Origin of the sequence: Haloferula sargassicola (assembly GCF_040362925.1) — a bacterium.
Taxonomy (GTDB): Bacteria; Verrucomicrobiota; Verrucomicrobiia; order Verrucomicrobiales; family Akkermansiaceae; genus Haloferula; species Haloferula sargassicola.
Genome location: NZ_BAABRI010000017.1, coordinates 72,616 through 89,775 on the forward strand (window position 1 = coordinate 72,616; position 17,160 = coordinate 89,775).

The window sequence follows — 17,160 nt, forward strand, 5'->3', positions numbered from 1 at the left end:
GTGAAGCTGGCCAAGCGCCGCCCGACTTCCTAGCCTCGCCCGCATGCCGAAAGACCTCATCGACGCCCAGACGCTGATCAGCAGCGGTGGACCGATCGTCTATCTTCAGTTCGCGCTGGCGTTCTTCGGCGCGGTGTTCGTGGTCGAGCGGATGTTCTTCTTCCACCGTGCGCGGATCAGCGTGGGGGACCTGCTCGTCGGGCTCTCCAACCACGCCCGCCGCAAGGCTTATGCGGAGGCCTTGCACGAGGCGGCGCGGGCTCCCGGACCGGTGGCCCGCGTGGCGCACGCCGTGCTGCTCCGCCATCATCTTCCGCGGACCGACCTGCGCGATGTCGCCCAGGAGGCCGGCCAGCTGGAGGTGCCGCGCATTGAAAAAAACCTGCGCGGCATCCTGGCGGTGGCCCTGCTGGCGCCGCTGGCCGGGATGCTTGGCACCGTGCTGGGGATTCTGGAAATGTTCAACGAACTCGGTGCCGGCGACCAGGCCATGCCGGCCAGCGAGCTGGCAAAGGGCGTGTTCCAGGCGCTCGTGACCACGGCCGTGGGGCTGATGATCGCCATCCCGGCCTACCTGTTCTACCTCTACTTCGTCGGCCGGGCCAAGCGGCTGTTCCACCGCATCGAGCGGACCGGCATCGAAATGGTGAACATCATCTGCGACGCCCGCGCCGAGACCGGGATCGTTTCGATCCGCGATGAAATCGAATCCCGCGAGCGCCGCCAGCGTCCTTCCTCATGAAGCTGGTGTCCACGCTGCCCGATCGGGTCGGCTTCCTGCATGTGGTGCCGGTGCTGGACCTCCTCGCCCTGTTGCTGATCGCCCTGCTGCTGGGGCCCTCGTTTCTCAACCAATCCGGCATCCAGGTCGAGATGCCGGTCTCCCGCTACCAGCTCGCCCGCACCGCCGATGCGCGGGTGATCACCCTCACCGCGGGGGATCCGGTGGTGATCTGGCTCGGCCGCGACCGGGTGAGCGAGGATGAGTTGGTAAGCCGGCTGAAGGAAGAGCGGGAAGGTTCCACGACCATCCCCATCGCCTACCTGCGGAGCGATCAGGCCATCCCGGCCGGCGAGGAACGGCGGATCGCCGAGCTGGTGCTGGGCTCGGATTTTCGAGTGTATCTGCTGGGCCGGCCCAAGGAAGGGGAACGCTGATGTTTCGCCGCCGATCCACCCTCCAACGTCGCGACCGGGACTCGGGGCTGGCTTTCAACTGGCGGGTTCCGGTTTCCAGCATCGGCTCGTTTCTGGTGGCCTTTCTGGTGGTCGGCGCGGCTGCCGCCCTGCTGGCTCTGGGGGTCACGGTGAGGATCGGGAAAGACCGCGTGGTCGGCGAACAGCGGGCTTTGGTGACCCTGGTTCCCTCCGGACCCATCGGCGACTCCCTCTGGCGCACGGCGGTGGCGGCGGGCCCGTTTCCATTCCGGCACCTGATCGCGGGCGATGGTGGGGGGGACGAAGAGACGCCGACGCCCTTGTCGGTGGCGGATCCGCCCTATCAGCCCGAACTCTCGAGCGTGGAAATCAGCAGCGTGGACAGCGATCGGGTGCTCGGTCGCGAACTCCAGGTTTTCCCGCCCCTGCCCGAGCCGGTCGCAGCGTCGGCGGTGCCGGAAAAGCGCGAGGTTTCACTGGCCCTGGCGGCGGTCGGCGATCCCCTCCAGCCGGAGCTGGAGACTCCGTCCCGCCGGGTGCCGGTCGCGGAGGCGGAGCAGTGGCTGGGTCGCCGCTTCATGGTGGAAATCGGGCCCGCCGGCAGGGCCATCGACGTGGTCCCGCTGGCTCCCGGCGAGCAGGCCGCGGGAGTCGAAGCCTGGCTCCGGCGGGCCCGGGTGAAGGAAGGGCGCGGCCGCTGGATGGTGGTCGAATGCGTGCAGGGACGATGATTGCGATCGGCTTGGAAGAACTGGTGGGCTGGGTGCTGGGCGGCGCCATGGTGGCCATCGGCCTGTTCACCTGGATCTCGGCGGCGAAGCACGCCAAAAACGAGCGCAAGGCGCTGCGTCACAAGGCCGTGTGCCGGCTGTGCCTGGCGGTCTTCGAGGTGGACTCGCGCTTCGAGGAGCATCGCTGCCCGCATTGCCATGCCTCCACCGGGCCGGATGGCCCCACACCTTTGGGATGAGACTTGCCACTGCCCATGGCAGCCTCTAAGGACGGCGGACCCATAGAGGGCAGCGAGCAAGATGAGCGAACGACGAGTAGTGATCACCGGGGTGGGCTGCGTGAGCCCGCTGGGACATGATGCCGAATCGACCTGGTCCGGCATGAAGGAGGGACGGAGTGGCATCGCTCGCATCACCCACCTCGATCCATCGCCCTACGGCTGCCAGATCGCCGGTGAGGTGAAGGATTTCAACGCCGAGGCTTTTTTCAAGAACCCGAAGGATGCCCGCCGGGCCGACCGCTACGTGCAGCTCGCCGTCGCCGCCGCCCGCATGGCCCTCGACCACTCCGGTCTGGATGCGGTGGAAAACCTCGACCGCACCCGCGTCGGCGCGATTGTCAGCAGCGGCATCGGCGGGCTGGGGACGCTGGAAAACGAGCACACCAAGCTGGCCCACAAGGAGGGCGCGAAGGTGTCGCCGTTCCTGATTCCGATGATGATCGCCAACATCGCCAGCGGCGTGTTCTCCATGGAGTTCGGCCTCGGGGGTCCGAACATGGCGATCGTGACGGCCTGCGCGACCTCGAACAACTCGATCGGCGAAGCCTGGCGGATCATCAAGTTCGGCGATGCCGATGCGATGGTGGCGGGTGGCGCCGAGGCCAGCATCCTGCCCTGCGGCCTGGCCGGCTTTGGCAGCATGAAGGCGCTCAGCACGCGCAACGACGACCCCGAACGTGCCTCGCGGCCGTTCGACAAGGACCGGGACGGCTTCGTGATGGGCGAGGGCGCCGGCGTCGTGGTGCTCGAGGAACTGGAACATGCCAAGGCCCGCGGGGCGAACATCATCGCCGAGCTGGCCGGCTACGGAGCCAGTGCCGATGCCTACCACCTCAGCGCGCCGTCCCCGGACGGGTCGGGTCCGGCGCGGGCCATGGAAATGGCGCTGCGGCATGCGGGCGTGAATGCCGGGGAGGTCGATTATTTGAACGCCCACGCGACCTCCACCGGGCTCGGCGACATCGCCGAGGTAAAGGCGATCAAGCGGGCCTTCGGCGAGCACGTGAAGAACGGGCTCAAGGTCAGCTCCACCAAGTCGATGACCGGCCACATGCTCGGCGCGGCCGGCGGTGCCGAGCTGCTGGCCTGCCTGATGGCGATCCGCGACGGCGTGGTGCCGCCGACGATCAACGTCGAGAACCAGGATCCGGAGTGCGACCTCGACTGCGTGCCGAACACCGCGATCGAAATGCCGGTGAACGTGGCGCTCAGCAACAGCTTCGGCTTCGGCGGCCACAATGCCTCGCTGCTAGTGAAACGTTTCGTCTGATCGACGCGACGATCTTCGTTAGAGCCACGTTTGACATTTGGCGGAGGGCCTCGCAACGTCCGGCGCGTGTCCGACGAATTGCAGCATTCTCCGCTTGAAGCGCTTCATCGCGAGCTCGGGGGCCGCTTGGTGCCCTTCGCCGGCTGGAACATGCCGGTGATGTATGGCTCGATCCTCGACGAGCACCATGCGGTGCGGACTGCCGCGGGCATCTTCGACATCTCGCACATGGGTCAGTTCGTGGTGACCGGCGGCGGGGCGGAGGCCTGGCTCAACCGGATGCTGGCGAACGACCTCGCGAAGCTCTCCTGCGGCGAGGGTCAGTACAGTTTCCTGCTCAACGAACAGGGTGGCGTGATCGACGATCTGATCGTCTACCGCGAGTCGGCCGACGGTTTTTTCCTGGTGGTGAACGCCTCGAAGATCGACGAGGACGCCGCCTGGTTGAAGCGCCACCTCGCCGAAGGGGTCGATTTTTCCGATCAGAGCGCGGCCTGGGCGGGCATGGCGATCCAAGGTCCGGAGTCGTCTGCGGTGTTCGGGAAGGTATTTCCCGGTGTCCCGCTGCCGCCGCGCAACGGCATCGGGCGCAAGGACGGCGTGGTCTTTTGCCGGACCGGCTACACCGGCGAGGACGGCTTCGAGTTTTTCTGCCCGGCGGCCGATGGCGAGGCGTGGTTCCGCAAGTTCATTGATGCGGGCGCCAAGCCCTGCGGATTGGGCGCCCGCGACAGCCTGCGGCTGGAAATGTGCTACCCCCTGAACGGCAGCGATCTGTCTCCTGAGCGCACGCCCTTGGAGGCCGGGCTCGGGTTTTTCGTGGCGCTGGAAAAAGGGGACTTCATCGGTCGCGACGTACTCGCCCGGCAGAAAAAGGAGGGCCTTGAGGAGCGGCTGGCGGCGATCGAATACCTCGACAAGGGCGCCCCTCCGCGGGCGCATTATCCGGTTCTCGACGAAGAAGGAAATCCCTTGGGCGAATTGGCCAGCGGCGTGCTTTCGCCATCGCTCGGAAAGGGCATCGGCATGGCCTACCTGCCGGTGGCATCGGCCAAGCCGGGAACCCCGCTCCTGATCGACGTCCGCGGCCGGCATTTCCCGGCGCGGGTCGTGAAGAAACCGTTTTACAAACCAACCCCCGCCTCGGCATAAGCCGGGCCGTGCCATGAACGTACCAGACGACCTTCGCTTCAACAATTCGCACGAATGGGTCCGCCTCGAAGGCGACCTTGCCACCATCGGAATCTCCGATCACGCCCAGGAGGAGCTGACCGATGTGGTCTTCGTCGAGTTGCCCGAGGTCGGCCGGGCCGTCGATGCCGGGGATCCGACGGCGGTGGTCGAGTCGGTGAAGGCCGCCAGCGACATCTACTCGCCGATCTCCGGCGAGGTGGTCGAGGTGAACGATGCGGTGGAAGCCGATCCTTCGCTGGTCAATTCCGATCCCTACGGCCAGGGCTGGATTTTCAAACTGAAGGTGAAGGATGCGTCGCAGCTCGACGCCCTCCTCGACGCCGCCGGATATCGCGAACTCATCGGGTGATGGCTCGCCTTGCCTTTCCGCCGCGACCCCGCATGCCCGGGGTGGCGGCGTTTTTCTTTCCCCACTGACATGTCACTGCACGACGACTTCGCCAGCCGCCACCTCGGGTCCATCGGATCGGAGCGTGCCGCCCTCCTCGAAACCACGGGCTACGAGAGTCTTGATGAGTTGATCGACCGCGCCGTCCCGGCCGGCATCCGTTCCACCCGGCCTCTCGACCTGCCGGCACCCTTGTCGGAGCCTGCGGCGCTGTCGTGGCTCCATGGCATCATGGGAAAAAACCGGGTGCTTCGCAGTTACATCGGGCAAGGCTACCATGGCACCCACGTGCCCGGGGTGATCCAGCGGACCATCCTGGAAAATCCCGGCTGGTACACGGCCTACACCCCCTATCAGGCGGAGATCGCACAGGGGCGCCTGGAGGCCTTGCTGAATTTTCAAACCATGATCAGCGGGCTGACCGCGCTGCCGGTGGCCAATGCCTCGTTGCTCGACGAGGGCACCGCCGCGGCCGAAGCCATGAGCCTGGCCTTGGCGGGCATGCCGAAGGGCAAGGTGATGTTCGTTTCCGATGCCTGCCATCCGCAGACGCTCGATGTGGTCCGCACCCGCGCCGAGCCCTTGGGGATCACGATCCAGACCGGCGATTGGCGTGGCTTCGATCCAAGCTCTTGCGATGGATTCTTCGCCGCGCTGGTGCAATATCCAGACACCTTCGGGCGGGCCGATGATTTCGAGGAGTTCTTCTCCAAGGTTCACGCCGCGAAAGGCGTGGCGGTGGTCGCCGCCGATCTGTTGGCGCTCACCTTGCTCAAGCCGCCGGGCGAGTTCGGGGCGGATGTCTGCATTGGCAGTAGCCAGCGTTTCGGCGTGCCGATGGGCTTCGGCGGACCGCATGCCGGTTTCATGGCCTGCTCGGATGCCCTGAAACGGAAGCTTCCCGGTCGGATCATCGGGGTTTCCACCGACTCCAAGGGTCGGCCGGGCTTCCGTCTCTCGCTGCAGACCCGCGAACAGCACATCCGCCGCGACAAGGCGACCTCGAACATCTGCACCGCCCAGGTGCTGCTGGCGGTGATGGCCTCGATGTATGCGGTCTATCACGGGCCGGAAGGGCTGCGACACATCGCCGGAGAAGTAAACCACCGCACGGCCCGCTTGAAGGCGTCGTTGGAATCGATCGGGCTGGAGATCTCCAACGACAGTTACTTCGATACGCTGGTCATTGCATGCGATGGGCCGGCCACCCTGAGGGCCGCGGTTGATCGAGGAATCAACCTGCGCCGGATCGATGAGGCCCGGGTCGCGGTCAGTCTTGATGAAACGGTGACCGACCAGGATCTGGAGGAGCTGTGTGCGGTCTTCGGAGCGGAGCTCGTGGAGCAGGCCACGGTCCCCTCGTGGCCCTCCCGGCTCACCCGCACCTCGGATTTCCTCACCCAGAAGGTCTTCAACTCCTATCACACCGAAACCGAGATGTTGCGTTACATCCGGCGGTTGGAAACGAAGGACCTGGCGTTGAACGAATCCATGATTCCGCTGGGTTCCTGCACCATGAAGCTCAATGCGACCTCCGAGATGATGCCGTTAAGCTGGACGGAAGTGGCTTCGCTGCATCCTTTCGTCCCCGCCGACCAGAGCGAGGGGTATCGGGAAATGCTGTGCCTGCTGGAATCATGGCTGGCGGAGATCACCGGCTTCGCCGCCGTTTCCCTGCAGCCCAATGCCGGCTCGCAGGGGGAATATGCCGGCTTGCTGGCAATCCGGAGATATCATCTGGACCGCGGGGATGCGGATCGCGAGGTGTGTCTGATTCCGCTGTCGGCCCATGGCACGAATCCCGCCTCCGCGGTGATGGCCGGGATGAAAGTGGTCGGGGTGAAGTGCGATGAGCAGGGGAACATCGATGTCGGAGATCTCCAGGCGCGGCTCGATCAGCACGCCGACAAGATCGCGGCCCTGATGGTGACCTATCCGTCCACCCACGGCGTGTTCGAGGACACCATCATCGACATCTGCGAGCGGGTCCACGCGGCGGGCGGCCAGGTTTACATGGACGGAGCGAACATGAATGCCCAGGTCGGCCTCACCAGCCCCGGCCGGATCGGTGCCGATGTCTGCCACCTCAACCTCCACAAGACCTTCTGCATCCCTCACGGCGGCGGTGGCCCGGGCGTGGGTCCCATTGGCGTGGCCGCCCACCTCGTGCCCTATCTTCCAGGCCACGAAACACTCGGGGACGGCGCGGGTGCCGTTTGCTCGGCACCCTGGGGCAGCGCGTCGATCAACACCATTTCCTGGATGTACATCGCCATGATGGGCGGCGATGGGCTGACCGAGGCCTCGAAAGTGGCCATCCTCAACGCCAACTATGTGGCCAGCCGCCTGAAGCATCATTTCCCCATCCTTTACACCGGACAGGACGGACTGGTGGCGCACGAGTGCATCATCGATGTCCGGCCGCTGTCGGCGAAATCCGGGATCACGGTCGAAGATGTGGCGAAGCGCCTGATGGACTACGGCTATCATGCCCCGACCATGAGCTGGCCGGTGGCCGGGACCCTGATGATCGAGCCGACCGAGTCCGAATCGAAGGCGGAGTTGGACCGTTTCTGCGATTCCCTCATTTCCATCCACGGGGAAATCATGGCCGTGGCCAACGGCGAGGCCGATGCCCGGGACAACGTGCTCAAGAACGCCCCGCATCCGGCGGAGGATGTGTGTGCGGACGACTGGTCCCACGCTTATCCCCGCGAGGCGGCGGCCTTCCCCATGGCTTGGCAGCACCAGCACAAGTTCTGGCCGGCCGTGGGGAGGATCGACAACGTGGCGGGCGACCGCAACCTTGTCTGCACCTGCGACAGCGTCGAATCCTACGCCGCCGCGGGCTCGTGATCAGGCCGTCTCCCATCGACTGGTCGACCTGGAGTGCGCCGGTGCACGCCACGCTGATGTTCGTGGTGAGGGAGGGGCGGATCCTTCTGATCGAGAAGAAGCGCGGCCTGGGAGCGGGCAAGATCAATGGTCCGGGCGGCAAGATCGACCCCGGGGAGACGCCGCGTGAATGCGCGATGAGGGAGACCGAGGAGGAACTGCTGATCCGGGTGAAGGATCCGGTGAAGTTGGGAGAACTGCACTTTGCCATGTCCGACGTGCCGGACATCCTGTGCCATGTTTACCGGGCCGGAGACTTCGATGGTGTGCCGACGGAGACCGACGAGGCCGTTCCCCTGTGGTTCGCCACCGCCGACATTCCCTACCACCGGATGTGGAGCGATGACCGCTACTGGTTGCCGGTGATGCTGGAGGGACGCACCTTCCTGGGACGTTTTGCGTTCACCGGGGATGATGTGTCGTGGAACCAACTCGTCACCGATGTCGAGTGGCCGGAGGGGGAGTAGGGGCGTTTGATCCAGCAGGGCTGACCCCATGAAATCCAACACCCCGCGGCCGTGGGGAGCGGCGGCGGGGTGAGGAGTGTCGTGTGTCTAAAGAGTCGGGGGAAGACTGTGAAGACAGGGTATCAGGTCAGAGGGAACCCTTGAGGGCTTCGAACTGGGAGCGAAGCTTCGCGAGTTCCTTTTCCTTGTTCGCGATCTCACCGTGGAGGTCCTGAAGCCTGGCCAGCTTCTTGGAGATGGAACCTCCCACCGCGGCCGACTTGCCGCTGGGGACGGCATCGGTCTTCTTGAGCCATCCGGAGATAGTCAGAGGTGAGATTTTGAACTTCTTGGAGGCAGCCGACTGACCTCCGCGTCCCTTGGTCGCGTTGACCTGGTTCACGAAGTCGATCACCTCTTGCTTTTCAGCATCGGTGTATCGGCGGCCTTTGGCATTCTTAGCGGTTTTGGTGCTCATTGCGGGGGCAATCCTAGGAGCTAACATGCCTGACGGCAAGAGCCTTTGTTAGCTAGAGGGTTAAGTCAGGATTCGCCAAATACTCTGATTTCAGAGCTTATCGAAGGGGAAATCCGACATCTTCCGAATGTAGTGATCGGCTCCTTCGCGGACCGCTTTTCGCTCCACCACGCCACCGTAGCCGATGAAGAAGTCGCACGCTTCGCGGCTCTCCAGGTCCGAGATGCCATCGCCCACCATGACCACCTTGGCGGCATGGGTGGAAGCCCGCCAATCCCTGATGATATCGGGCTTTCCACCATTCCGGGTGGTGGGATAGTCGGCATCATATCCCGCATAATTTCCTTCATCATCAAAGTGGAGAGGCACGGCTTCGACATGCTCGATGGCGAGCCTTTTCGCCAAGGGTTCGATGAGCGGTTTGAAGCCTCCGGAGAGGATGACGACGGTCCAATTTTCGGCCTGCAACCGGGTGATCACGCCCTCAATTCCGGGACTAAGGGTTTCTACGTAAAGTTGCGCGATTTGGTCCGCGACGGCTTTGCTCGGGCGGATGATGGCCATGCGGCGGGGAAATACCTCGGCGAGAGGGATCTCGCCATTCATGGCGGCGTTGGTCAGGGCCTCGACTTCGCGGAAGACGGCATCGCCCTGGGCGCGGGCGAGTTCATCGATGCCCTCGATGGTGGACAGGGTGGAGTCACAGTCGAAGAAGATGAGTTTGCGTTGCATGATGGTGGGGGCATGGATGGTCACCGGAGTGCCTTCGGGGACCAGGTTGAAGAGTTCGATCACATCGGCGTTGGCCATGCGGATGCAGCCATGACTGGCGGGCTGGCCGAGCCGGTGTTCCTGATGGGTGCCGTGGATGTAGATGTAGCGTGAGTGGGTGTTGGCATTTTCCGGATCGAGCCCGTCGAGCCACAGGATGCGACTGAGGATGCCGTCGCCGCGATCCTCGTCCCGCCACAAGCCGACCGCCCGGCGGCTGCGGAAGGCGGTGCGGAGTGGCGCGCCGTGGCCGATCTTTTCGGAAATCCGGAACCGGCCGGTCGGCGTGCGGAAGCTGCCTGGCAGGCTGCCGTTTCCACGCGCCCCGGTGGAGACCGCCCAGGTGCGGAGCAGGCTGTCGCCGCGGTAAAGGGCGAGCGTCTGGCGGTCGATCGAGACTTCGATGCGAAGTTCGGGTGAGTTCATGACTTCCGGAGCCATGCGCAGGCGTGTTTGCCTCCCAGGGCGGACGCGATTTTCAGCATGGATGATCCTGCCGGCAGCCTCCGGAGCTGGTCCATGCCGAGCACCAGTTCGATCAGGGCGGAGGCTCCGACGCAGTGGCCGGTGAAAGGTTTCATCGCCAGGTGCTCGGGGTTTCCGAGGGCTTCCTCCAGTGCCTGCTGTTCGTGCAGGCGGTGCCGCGCGGTGCCGCTGGCATGGGGAATGAGCAGCGAGGGGTCGCCATGGCGCTGGCGCATTCCGGTGAGGGCGGCCGCGAGGCGCGGCAGCGGACGGTTGCCGCCGAAGCGGGCTTCGGGCTCGGAGAGCGACAGGGTTTCGACGATTTCAAGGAGCCCCGGTTTTGCTTCGAGGCAGACAGCGGCCGCGCCCTCGGACGGGTGCATGCCGGGGAGATCGCCGTGGGCGAGGATGCCGCTGCGATCGTAGTCTTCCAGCACCGCGGCGACCAGCGGCAGATCGGCAGCCACCACCAGCGCGCGGGAGGCCTCGCCGGCGCGCAACCACACGGCCGCCATCTGGAGCGCATCGAGCCCGGCGCAGCAGCCGCTGGAGAGCACCTGCCACGGCGCGCTGATCCCGAACTCCGAGCTGATCGCCGCGGCGGGCTCGGCGGGCAGGGAATTGCTGGCGGCCATCAGCCCGGTCGGCCGGCGTCCGGGCCAGGGCTCGCGCACGCCGGCTACGGGGCCGCGGCTGGTGGCGAAGAAGACCGGAACGTCCTCGAGGGAATCCCAGGCGGCCTCGGCCACGGCGCGGCGGGCGACGTGCAGGGCCGCCATCGACAGCGGCGCCCACAGCCGATGGGAAAGCAGGCTGCGAGGCTCGATCCAGCCAGCGGTCAGGTCCTCGTAGCCGGAAGGCGCCCCTTCGAGTTCGGACAGGGGGCGAAGGGTGGGTTTTCCCGCGAAAATGGCGGCCAGCTGGGCGTGGCGATCGTCGCCCAGGCAGGTCAGGCAGGCCGAGCCGGCGATGGAGAGGGCCGCGGCCATCAGATCATTTCCTCCAGGAAACGGCCGCGCTGGAAGAGGGCGAAGTCCTCCGGCTCCTCGCCGGTGCCGAGGAAGCGCGGCGGGACCCCGATCTGGTCGAAGATGGAGACCGCGACGCCGCCCTTTCCGGAGCCGTCCATTTTGGTGAGGATGAAGCCGTCGAGCGGCGAGGCCTTGTGGAATTCCTTGGCCTGTTGGAGGGCGTTCGCGCCGGTGTTGGCATCGACCACGAGCAAGGTGAGGTGAGGCGCGGCCGGGTCCTGCTTGGCCAGCGTGCGGCGGATCTTCGACAGCTCCTCCATCAGGTTGTGGCGGTTGTGCAGGCGGCCGGCGGTGTCGCAGATCAGATAGCGGGCGCCCTCGCGGATCGCCTGCTGGTGGGCGTTGTAGCAGACCGAGGAGGGGTCGGACTTCGCCGGGCCGGTGACGACCGGGATGTTGAGTCGTTCGCCCCAGCGCTGGAGCTGCTCGGTGGCGGCGGCGCGGAAAGTATCGGCCGCGGCCAGGTAGGTCGGGGAACCGCGGCGCTGCAGCCAGTGGGCGAGCTTGGCGCAGGTGGTGGTCTTGCCGACGCCGTTGACGCCGACGATGAGGAATACGAAGGGCTTGTCGGAACTCGGTGGCAGCGGCGGCGGTTGGTCCGGGGGCAGGCGGTCGGCGACATGACGGCGGGTGACCTCGAGCACGTCATCGGCCGTCACCTCGCGCCCCAGGTCCTTCAGTTCGTCGACCAGCTGCATGGCGAGGCGCGGGCCCAGGTCGGCGGCGACCAGCCCCGCTTCGAGTTCGTCCCAATCCACCTCGGCGGTGTTCGAGAGCTTGTGGTAGAGCGAGCGGAGAAATCCTGCCATGGCGGCGGGTTTCTAGGATCGGAGGGCCGCGCGGGCAAGGGTTTCACGAAGCATGCGGGGATTCCGAGCAGGGACGTTGCCAGCGGCGGACGAGTCCCTATGGTGCCGGCGTGATGATGAAATGCGTGTTGCTTGCCGGGCTGGTGGCCGTGCTCCAGGGCGCGGAGGAGGATCTTATGGCCAGCGAGCAGGTCCCGGGCCTGGAAATTCCTGCCGGCACCGTTGCCCGGGTGGTGGCGGACCACGAACATCAGGGCGTGACCTCCCCGACGGCTCTCACCGAGGACGAGCAAGGCCGCTGGTTTGTGGCGGAAACGGTCCGCTTCCGTTCCGGCGTAGAGGACAACCGGGATCACGACTACTGGCTGATGGATGACGCCACCGCCTCGACCACCGCCGACCGCTCGGCGATGTATCAGAAGTGGAAGGACAAGTTCCCGGCCGGTTATTTCACGGAAAAATCCGAGCGCATCCGGGCGCTGGCCAACCCGGGCGAAGAGGGAGTTTTCACGAAGTCGGAGGTCTACGCGGAGGGATTCAACGGCGAACTCGACGGCACTGCGGCCGGGATCTTCGCCTACGATGACGTGGTGTTTTTCGCCTGCATCCCAAAGATCACCACCCTGGCGGATCGCGATGGCGACCTGAAGGCGGACCAGCGGGCGGTGCTGCAGGACGGCTTCGGCGTGCGGGTCTCCTACTCCGGGCATGACATGAACGGCTTCACGCTCGGGCCGGACGGACGGATCTGGGGAACGATCGGCGACCGCGGTTTCGCCATCACCACCCGCGAAGGGAAGCGTTTTGAGTTTCCGGACCGCGGCGCGGTGTTCCGCTTCGAGCCGGATGGCAGCGATTTCCAGGTCGTTCACACCGGCCTGCGCAACCCCAAGGAAATCGACTTCGATGCGCATGGGAATCCCATCACGGTCGACAACAACGCCGACCAGGGCGACCGCGCGCGGATCGTTTACATCGTCGAAGGCGGCGACTCCGGCTGGCGGATGGGCCAGCAGTTGCTGATGAGCTTCGGCAAGCAGATCGGCGCGGGCGAGAACGCCCCGGCCGCATGGATGGCGGAGAAACGATGGGAGCTTCAGAATGACGAGCAGCCGGCCTTCATGCTGCCGCCCGTCGCCTACCTGACCAGCGGACCCTCCGGGCTGGCCTATCATCCGGGCACCGGATTTCTGGAGGCGGAAAAGGGCCGCTTCGCCGTGTGCGATTACCGCGGCGGCGCGGCCACCTCCGGGGTGTGGTCGTTCCGCTTGGCGGAAAAAGGCTCGTCGATGGAGCTGGTCGACGCCCGCAAGCTGGTGTGGGGGCTGACGGCGACGGACGTGGCCTACTCGTGGGACGGGCGGCTGATGGTGGCGGATTTTGAAGGCGGATGGGTCTCGCACGACGCGGGCAGGCTGGTCGAGGTCTCGGCGGCCGATCGTTTCCGGGGCGATGCGGCGGATGAGGTGGTCAAGGCGATGCGTGAAGGACTGGAGGACGTGGAGTCCAAGCAGCTCGCCGCCTGGCTGAACCACCCGGACATGCGCCTGCGGATCCGCGCCGAGCTGGAGCTGACGCGGCGCCCGGATGGGCCGGACATCCTCTCCCAAACCGCCCTCCGGGGTGAGGGCCTGGCCCGGCTGCACGCGATCTGGGGCATCGGCGTCTACCTGCGGCGGGGTGCCGCGGTGAAGCCGACGGTCGAAACGGATGAGTTCATGGACGTCCCGGGCAGCTCGCGACTGCGCGACCTGCAGCCGGTGCTGGTGAAGCTGGTCGAAGATCCGGACCCGGAGATCCGCGCGCAGGCGGCCAAGGTGCTGGGCGAGATCGGGGGCGTGGCCGACCGGGCCAACTTTGCATCGCTGATCCTCGATGAAAATCCGCGCGTGCAGATGTATGGCACGCTCGCGGCCGGACGCGCGCGGGCGATCGGCAGCCTGTCGTTCGTGTGGCAGATGCTCGCGGAAAAGGGCGCCACGGACCCCTACCTGCTCCACGCCGGGTCGATGGCCTTGCAGGCAATGTCGAGCGTCCCGCAGCTCGTGTCCCTGAGTCGCGAAAAGAGCCCGGCCGTGCGGTTGGCGGCCGTCGATGCGCTGGGCCGTCTCAAGGACAAGGGCGTCGCCGGCTTTCTGAACGATGCCGATCCGCGGGTGTTCGAGGAAGTGATCCGGATGATCCACGATGGCGGCATCGAGGCGGCCCGGCCGGCCTTGTTCCGCCGCTCGAAGCAGGGGATTTCCGCGGAGCACGATGAAATGACCTGGCGGCGGCTGATCCACAATGCCCTCCACCTCGGGGGAAACGAGGAACTCGAATGGGTCTCGTCGCTGCCGTTGAACGACGACCTTTCCCTTGCTGTGCGAAAGGAAGCCCTGCACGTGCTGGCGCAATGGGACGAGCCATCGCCGGTGGACGGAGCCAGCGGCAACCACCAGCCGCCCGTGATGGACGGCCGGGCCAAGGTGGCGTCGGTGCTCACGGGCAAGGTTCCGGAGCTGGTCAAGGCCCCTCCGGAGGTGCTGGAAGCGGCCATCCGCTTGATCGGCACGCTCGGCCTCGACGACTCGGCGGTGCCGGCGGCGGGCTGGATGGCGCTGGTGGAGAATACCGGCCTGCCGCCGGGCGCGCGGGTCGCCGCGCTGGATCGCTGGATCGCCCGCAAGCTCCCGCAGCGTGACCAGCGGCTGTCGGAGATCGCGGCGGGCGATGACGATGCGCTGGCGCTCGCCGCGCTCGGGCGCCTGGCGGAGCTGGCCCCCGAGGCGGCGGAGGAGGGAATCCGGCAGAGTTCGATGTCCGACGATCCGGCACGGCGCAAGGTGGCGTGGGAGACCGCGGAAAAAATCGGCGGCGAGGCCATGGCGGGCTTGATGGTCGATGGGCTGGAGCGCCTGGGAGAAGCCCACGGCAAGGACGCCGCCGGGCTGGAATTGCTGCAGGCGGCGGAGGCATCCGGCAGCCCGCAAGTCGCCCGCGCGCTGGAGTCCTATCGGGAAAAGACGGCCGGCGATCCGCTGGCCGGCTGGCTGGTGTGCGAGGTGGGAGGTGACCCGGATTCCGGAAGGGAACTGTTTTTTTCCGATGGCCGCGCGCAGTGCGCGAAATGCCACCGGGTCGGGGGAGATCACGGGGTGGGCGAGGCCGGACCGGACCTCGAGGGCGTCGCCGGCCGCGGCGACCGCCATTACTTCCTCGAGTCGATGATCCTGCCGGGCGCAAAGGTGGCGGCGGGCTTCGGCATGGTCACCGCGACCCTGCGCGATGGCAAGATCGTCGGCGGCCTGCTGATGAAAAACGACGACGCCTCGGTGGAGATCGATGTGGCCGGTGAGCGCCGGACTTTCAGCCACGACGAAGTCGTGGAGCTCAGCGATCCGCTATCGGTGATGCCGCCGATGGGTTCGATCCTCAACCGCGCTGAAATCCGCGACCTGGTGGCGTGGCTGGCGACGCTGGACAAATCCGAGTAGGACTGCCGCTTGCCGCTGGCGGAGACGCTGGCTAGTTTTCCGCCTGCCCGATGCCGAACGCTGCGCCGAAAAAGCCCGATCCTCATCCCGGAGTGGCCGCTGCGGCCATTTCCCTGATGGCCATGGCGGTGGCCGGCGTGCTGGAGCTGATCGGCCTGACGTCCGCCTGGGACCGGGCGTTGTTGGAGCGCATGAAGTCGGTCGGCCTGGAAGGCGGCGTGGCCCCGCTGGAAGCTTGGATCGGTTGGTTGTGGGCGGCGGTCGTCATCGTCCTGAGCACGTGGGTGCTGCTGCATGTCCGCGGCGGTTGGCGGCGCTGGGTGCTGGCCGTTTCGATGGCCGTCGTCAGCCTCGCCTGGATCCCGGTGATGGCCTTGTGCGGCCGGGTGCCGATGCTCAGCGCGCCCGCCGTGGGCGTGCTGTGGGCGCTGGGCGGCTCGCTGGTCTACGCCGCGCGGCACCGTGAACCGAAATGATTTCCTGAGGACATGGCTCGTATCGAATACCCCCAGGCGGTGGTCGCCCTGGTCAATGAACTCAAGCAACTTCCCGGCGTGGGCCCGCGCAGTGCCGAGCGGATCGCGATCTGGCTGGTGCAGCACCCGCGCGCCCACCCGGTCGCATTTTCCGAGGCCTTGCTGGGGGCTCATGAGAAAGTGGTGCCCTGCCCGCGGTGCGGGTTTTTCTCCACCCCGGAGGGCTGCGCCGTGTGCCAGCATCCACGCCGCGAGCCGGTGCTGTGCGTGGTCGAGCAGGCGACCGACGTGATTTCGATGGAGCGCTCGGGCGCCTTCCGTGGCCGCTACCATTGCCTCGGCGGCCGGCTTTCCCCGCTGGACAACGTGACGCCCGAGGACCTCCGCATCGGGCCGCTGCTCGAGCGGATCGGCAGCGAGGGGACCGAGGAGGTCATCCTCGCGCTCGGTTCGGACGTCGAGGGCGAGGCGACCGCCAACTATCTGGCCGACCTCTTGCGGACGAAATGCCGCGTCACCCGCCTGGCACAGGGGCTGCCGGCCGGCGGGGGGCTGGAGCATGCCGATGCCCTCACGCTGGCGCGTGCGCTGGAGGGTCGCCGGGGGCTCTGATCAGGCCCGGACCTTCTCGGGATCGGGGAAAACCCGGCGACGCAGGCTTTCAAAAACCACAAAGCCCGCGCAGGCCCCCAGGAAATCGGCGCTGAAATCGAAGGGATCGTTGCCGCTGCGGCCGGGGACGAAGCTTTGGTGGACCTCATCGGAGATTCCGACGAGGGAAACCACCGCCACCACCACCGCAAAGCGCTTCCAGAACCCGCCGGGTAAGGTGAGGGAAACGGCGGCAGCCAGCAGGCCGGCACCACCGAAGAAGTAGCCGAAGTGATAGAGCTTATCGACGCCGACCCAGCCGTCCGGCTGCGGCAGGTGACGGATGCCCGAGGACAACCACCACAGCGTCCCGATCCAGGCCACGAAGGCCCCGTACCAGAAGCTTCGGTGGCGGATCACTGCTTGCGGATCTCCTCTTCCAGCCGCTCCGCCAGCCACTGTTTCATCATGGATTGATAGTTGAGGAAACGGGAGCGGGCGATGCGCTTGATGCGGGAGAGCATGCGGGGATCGAAGCGCAGCGTGATGGTCGTGGACTCGCGCGAATCGGGCTGGTGGATCGAGCCGGCCATCAGGCGGCCGTCGAGCTCGTTTTCAAGCCAGAAGGTGGCCTCTTCTTCCTCGTCCTCGAAGTCCGGGATCTGGTTCCAGTTGGAAATCGTGTTCATCGTGGATGGGC

18 protein-coding genes are annotated in these 17,160 nt (G+C 66.1%); 12 read left to right on the forward strand and 6 right to left on the reverse strand.

Translation table 11 applies throughout. The features are described 5' to 3' along the window. Positions 1 to 43: 43 nt before the first annotated feature. The 9 genes from ABXH26_RS14810 (at position 44) to ABXH26_RS14850 (ending at position 8,384) form a co-directional block, all read left to right on the forward strand. Positions 44 to 742, forward strand: a complete 699-nt coding sequence (locus ABXH26_RS14810) for a MotA/TolQ/ExbB proton channel family protein (protein ID WP_353567867.1) — start codon at positions 44 to 46, stop codon at positions 740 to 742. Further along, entirely contained in the window at positions 739 to 1,158 is a 420-nt protein-coding gene (locus tag ABXH26_RS14815) for an ExbD/TolR family protein (protein WP_353567868.1), read from the forward strand. The genes ABXH26_RS14810 and ABXH26_RS14815 overlap by 4 nt, the downstream gene beginning before the upstream one ends. After that, positions 1,158 to 1,889, forward strand: coding sequence for a hypothetical protein (locus tag ABXH26_RS14820; protein ID WP_353567869.1), 732 nt, complete (start codon positions 1,158 to 1,160; stop codon positions 1,887 to 1,889). Before ABXH26_RS14815 ends, ABXH26_RS14820 begins: the two co-directional genes overlap by 1 nt. Beyond that, complete coding sequence (locus ABXH26_RS14825) at positions 1,886 to 2,128, forward strand: hypothetical protein (protein WP_353567870.1); 243 nt, start codon at positions 1,886 to 1,888, stop codon at positions 2,126 to 2,128. Before ABXH26_RS14820 ends, ABXH26_RS14825 begins: the two co-directional genes overlap by 4 nt. A gap of 61 nt (positions 2,129 to 2,189) precedes the next feature. Further along, positions 2,190 to 3,440: a beta-ketoacyl-ACP synthase II gene (fabF, locus tag ABXH26_RS14830; RefSeq protein ID WP_353567871.1), complete on the forward strand. Its 1,251-nt coding sequence runs from the start codon at positions 2,190 to 2,192 to the stop codon at positions 3,438 to 3,440. Positions 3,441 to 3,506: 66 nt separating this feature from the next. Further along, complete coding sequence (gcvT, locus tag ABXH26_RS14835; RefSeq protein ID WP_353567872.1) at positions 3,507 to 4,592, forward strand: glycine cleavage system aminomethyltransferase GcvT; 1,086 nt, start codon at positions 3,507 to 3,509, stop codon at positions 4,590 to 4,592. A gap of 13 nt (positions 4,593 to 4,605) precedes the next feature. Beyond that, positions 4,606 to 4,983 (forward strand): glycine cleavage system protein GcvH, encoded by a 378-nt coding sequence (gene gcvH, locus ABXH26_RS14840; RefSeq protein ID WP_353567873.1) that lies wholly within the window; start codon positions 4,606 to 4,608, stop codon positions 4,981 to 4,983. Between the two features lie 69 nt (positions 4,984 to 5,052). After that, complete coding sequence (gcvP, locus tag ABXH26_RS14845) at positions 5,053 to 7,878, forward strand: aminomethyl-transferring glycine dehydrogenase (RefSeq protein WP_353567874.1); 2,826 nt, start codon at positions 5,053 to 5,055, stop codon at positions 7,876 to 7,878. Further along, entirely contained in the window at positions 7,875 to 8,384 is a 510-nt protein-coding gene (locus ABXH26_RS14850) for an 8-oxo-dGTP diphosphatase (RefSeq protein ID WP_353567875.1), read from the forward strand. Before gcvP ends, ABXH26_RS14850 begins: the two co-directional genes overlap by 4 nt. 127 nt (positions 8,385 to 8,511) lie before the next feature. Here ABXH26_RS14850 and ABXH26_RS14855 read toward each other — a convergent pair whose 3' ends face one another. The 4 genes from ABXH26_RS14855 to ftsY all read right to left on the reverse strand — a co-directional run bounded on the left by ABXH26_RS14855 (position 8,512) and on the right by ftsY (position 11,917). Beyond that, positions 8,512 to 8,841: a hypothetical protein gene (locus ABXH26_RS14855; RefSeq protein ID WP_353567876.1), complete on the reverse strand. Its 330-nt coding sequence runs from the start codon at positions 8,839 to 8,841 to the stop codon at positions 8,512 to 8,514. Between the two features lie 90 nt (positions 8,842 to 8,931). After that, positions 8,932 to 10,038 carry an HAD-IB family phosphatase gene (locus tag ABXH26_RS14860; RefSeq protein ID WP_353567877.1) on the reverse strand — a complete coding sequence of 369 codons (1,107 nt, stop codon included), beginning with the start codon at positions 10,036 to 10,038 and terminating at the stop codon, positions 8,932 to 8,934. After that, positions 10,035 to 11,066, reverse strand: a complete 1,032-nt coding sequence (locus ABXH26_RS14865; protein ID WP_353567878.1) for a beta-ketoacyl synthase N-terminal-like domain-containing protein — start codon at positions 11,064 to 11,066, stop codon at positions 10,035 to 10,037. The genes ABXH26_RS14860 and ABXH26_RS14865 overlap by 4 nt, the downstream gene beginning before the upstream one ends. Further along, complete coding sequence (gene ftsY / locus ABXH26_RS14870; RefSeq protein ID WP_353567879.1) at positions 11,066 to 11,917, reverse strand: signal recognition particle-docking protein FtsY; 852 nt, start codon at positions 11,915 to 11,917, stop codon at positions 11,066 to 11,068. The genes ABXH26_RS14865 and ftsY overlap by 1 nt, the downstream gene beginning before the upstream one ends. 113 nt (positions 11,918 to 12,030) lie before the next feature. Between ftsY and ABXH26_RS14875 the strand changes: the two genes are divergently transcribed. Genes ABXH26_RS14875 through recR form a run of 3 tightly spaced genes read left to right on the forward strand, consistent with a single transcriptional unit; the run spans position 12,031 to position 16,481 of the window. Next, positions 12,031 to 15,393, forward strand: coding sequence for a DUF7133 domain-containing protein (locus ABXH26_RS14875; protein WP_353567924.1), 3,363 nt, complete (start codon positions 12,031 to 12,033; stop codon positions 15,391 to 15,393). 50 nt (positions 15,394 to 15,443) lie between these two features. Beyond that, complete coding sequence (locus tag ABXH26_RS14880; RefSeq protein ID WP_353567880.1) at positions 15,444 to 15,869, forward strand: hypothetical protein; 426 nt, start codon at positions 15,444 to 15,446, stop codon at positions 15,867 to 15,869. A gap of 12 nt (positions 15,870 to 15,881) precedes the next feature. Further along, positions 15,882 to 16,481, forward strand: a complete 600-nt coding sequence (gene recR, locus ABXH26_RS14885; RefSeq protein ID WP_353567881.1) for a recombination mediator RecR — start codon at positions 15,882 to 15,884, stop codon at positions 16,479 to 16,481. Here the strand turns inward: recR and ABXH26_RS14890 are convergent, their stop codons facing one another. Together ABXH26_RS14890 and ABXH26_RS14895 are read right to left on the reverse strand one after the other, a co-directional pair. Continuing rightward, positions 16,482 to 16,880, reverse strand: coding sequence for a VanZ family protein (locus tag ABXH26_RS14890; protein WP_353567882.1), 399 nt, complete (start codon positions 16,878 to 16,880; stop codon positions 16,482 to 16,484). It abuts the gene before it with no gap. Continuing rightward, positions 16,877 to 17,149 (reverse strand): CopG family antitoxin, encoded by a 273-nt coding sequence (locus tag ABXH26_RS14895; protein WP_353567883.1) that lies wholly within the window; start codon positions 17,147 to 17,149, stop codon positions 16,877 to 16,879. Before ABXH26_RS14895 ends, ABXH26_RS14890 begins: the two co-directional genes overlap by 4 nt. Positions 17,150 to 17,160: the final 11 nt, after the last annotated feature.

Coding starts and splice junctions, on each gene's coding strand:
- fabF (WP_353567871.1), top strand. CDS start 2,190: ATGAGCGAACGACGAGTAGTGATCACCGGGGTGGGCTGCGTGAGCCCG.
- ftsY (WP_353567879.1), bottom strand. CDS start 11,917: ATGGCAGGATTTCTCCGCTCGCTCTACCACAAGCTCTCGAACACCGCC.
- gcvP (WP_353567874.1), top strand. CDS start 5,053: ATGTCACTGCACGACGACTTCGCCAGCCGCCACCTCGGGTCCATCGGA.
- ABXH26_RS14855 (WP_353567876.1), bottom strand. CDS start 8,841: ATGAGCACCAAAACCGCTAAGAATGCCAAAGGCCGCCGATACACCGAT.
- ABXH26_RS14880 (WP_353567880.1), top strand. CDS start 15,444: ATGCCGAACGCTGCGCCGAAAAAGCCCGATCCTCATCCCGGAGTGGCC.
- recR (WP_353567881.1), top strand. CDS start 15,882: ATGGCTCGTATCGAATACCCCCAGGCGGTGGTCGCCCTGGTCAATGAA.
- ABXH26_RS14815 (WP_353567868.1), top strand. CDS start 739: ATGAAGCTGGTGTCCACGCTGCCCGATCGGGTCGGCTTCCTGCATGTG.
- ABXH26_RS14875 (WP_353567924.1), top strand. CDS start 12,031: ATGATGAAATGCGTGTTGCTTGCCGGGCTGGTGGCCGTGCTCCAGGGC.
- ABXH26_RS14820 (WP_353567869.1), top strand. CDS start 1,158: ATGTTTCGCCGCCGATCCACCCTCCAACGTCGCGACCGGGACTCGGGG.
- ABXH26_RS14860 (WP_353567877.1), bottom strand. CDS start 10,038: ATGAACTCACCCGAACTTCGCATCGAAGTCTCGATCGACCGCCAGACG.
- ABXH26_RS14825 (WP_353567870.1), top strand. CDS start 1,886: ATGATTGCGATCGGCTTGGAAGAACTGGTGGGCTGGGTGCTGGGCGGC.
- ABXH26_RS14895 (WP_353567883.1), bottom strand. CDS start 17,149: ATGAACACGATTTCCAACTGGAACCAGATCCCGGACTTCGAGGACGAG.
- gcvH (WP_353567873.1), top strand. CDS start 4,606: ATGAACGTACCAGACGACCTTCGCTTCAACAATTCGCACGAATGGGTC.
- ABXH26_RS14810 (WP_353567867.1), top strand. CDS start 44: ATGCCGAAAGACCTCATCGACGCCCAGACGCTGATCAGCAGCGGTGGA.
- ABXH26_RS14865 (WP_353567878.1), bottom strand. CDS start 11,066: ATGGCCGCGGCCCTCTCCATCGCCGGCTCGGCCTGCCTGACCTGCCTG.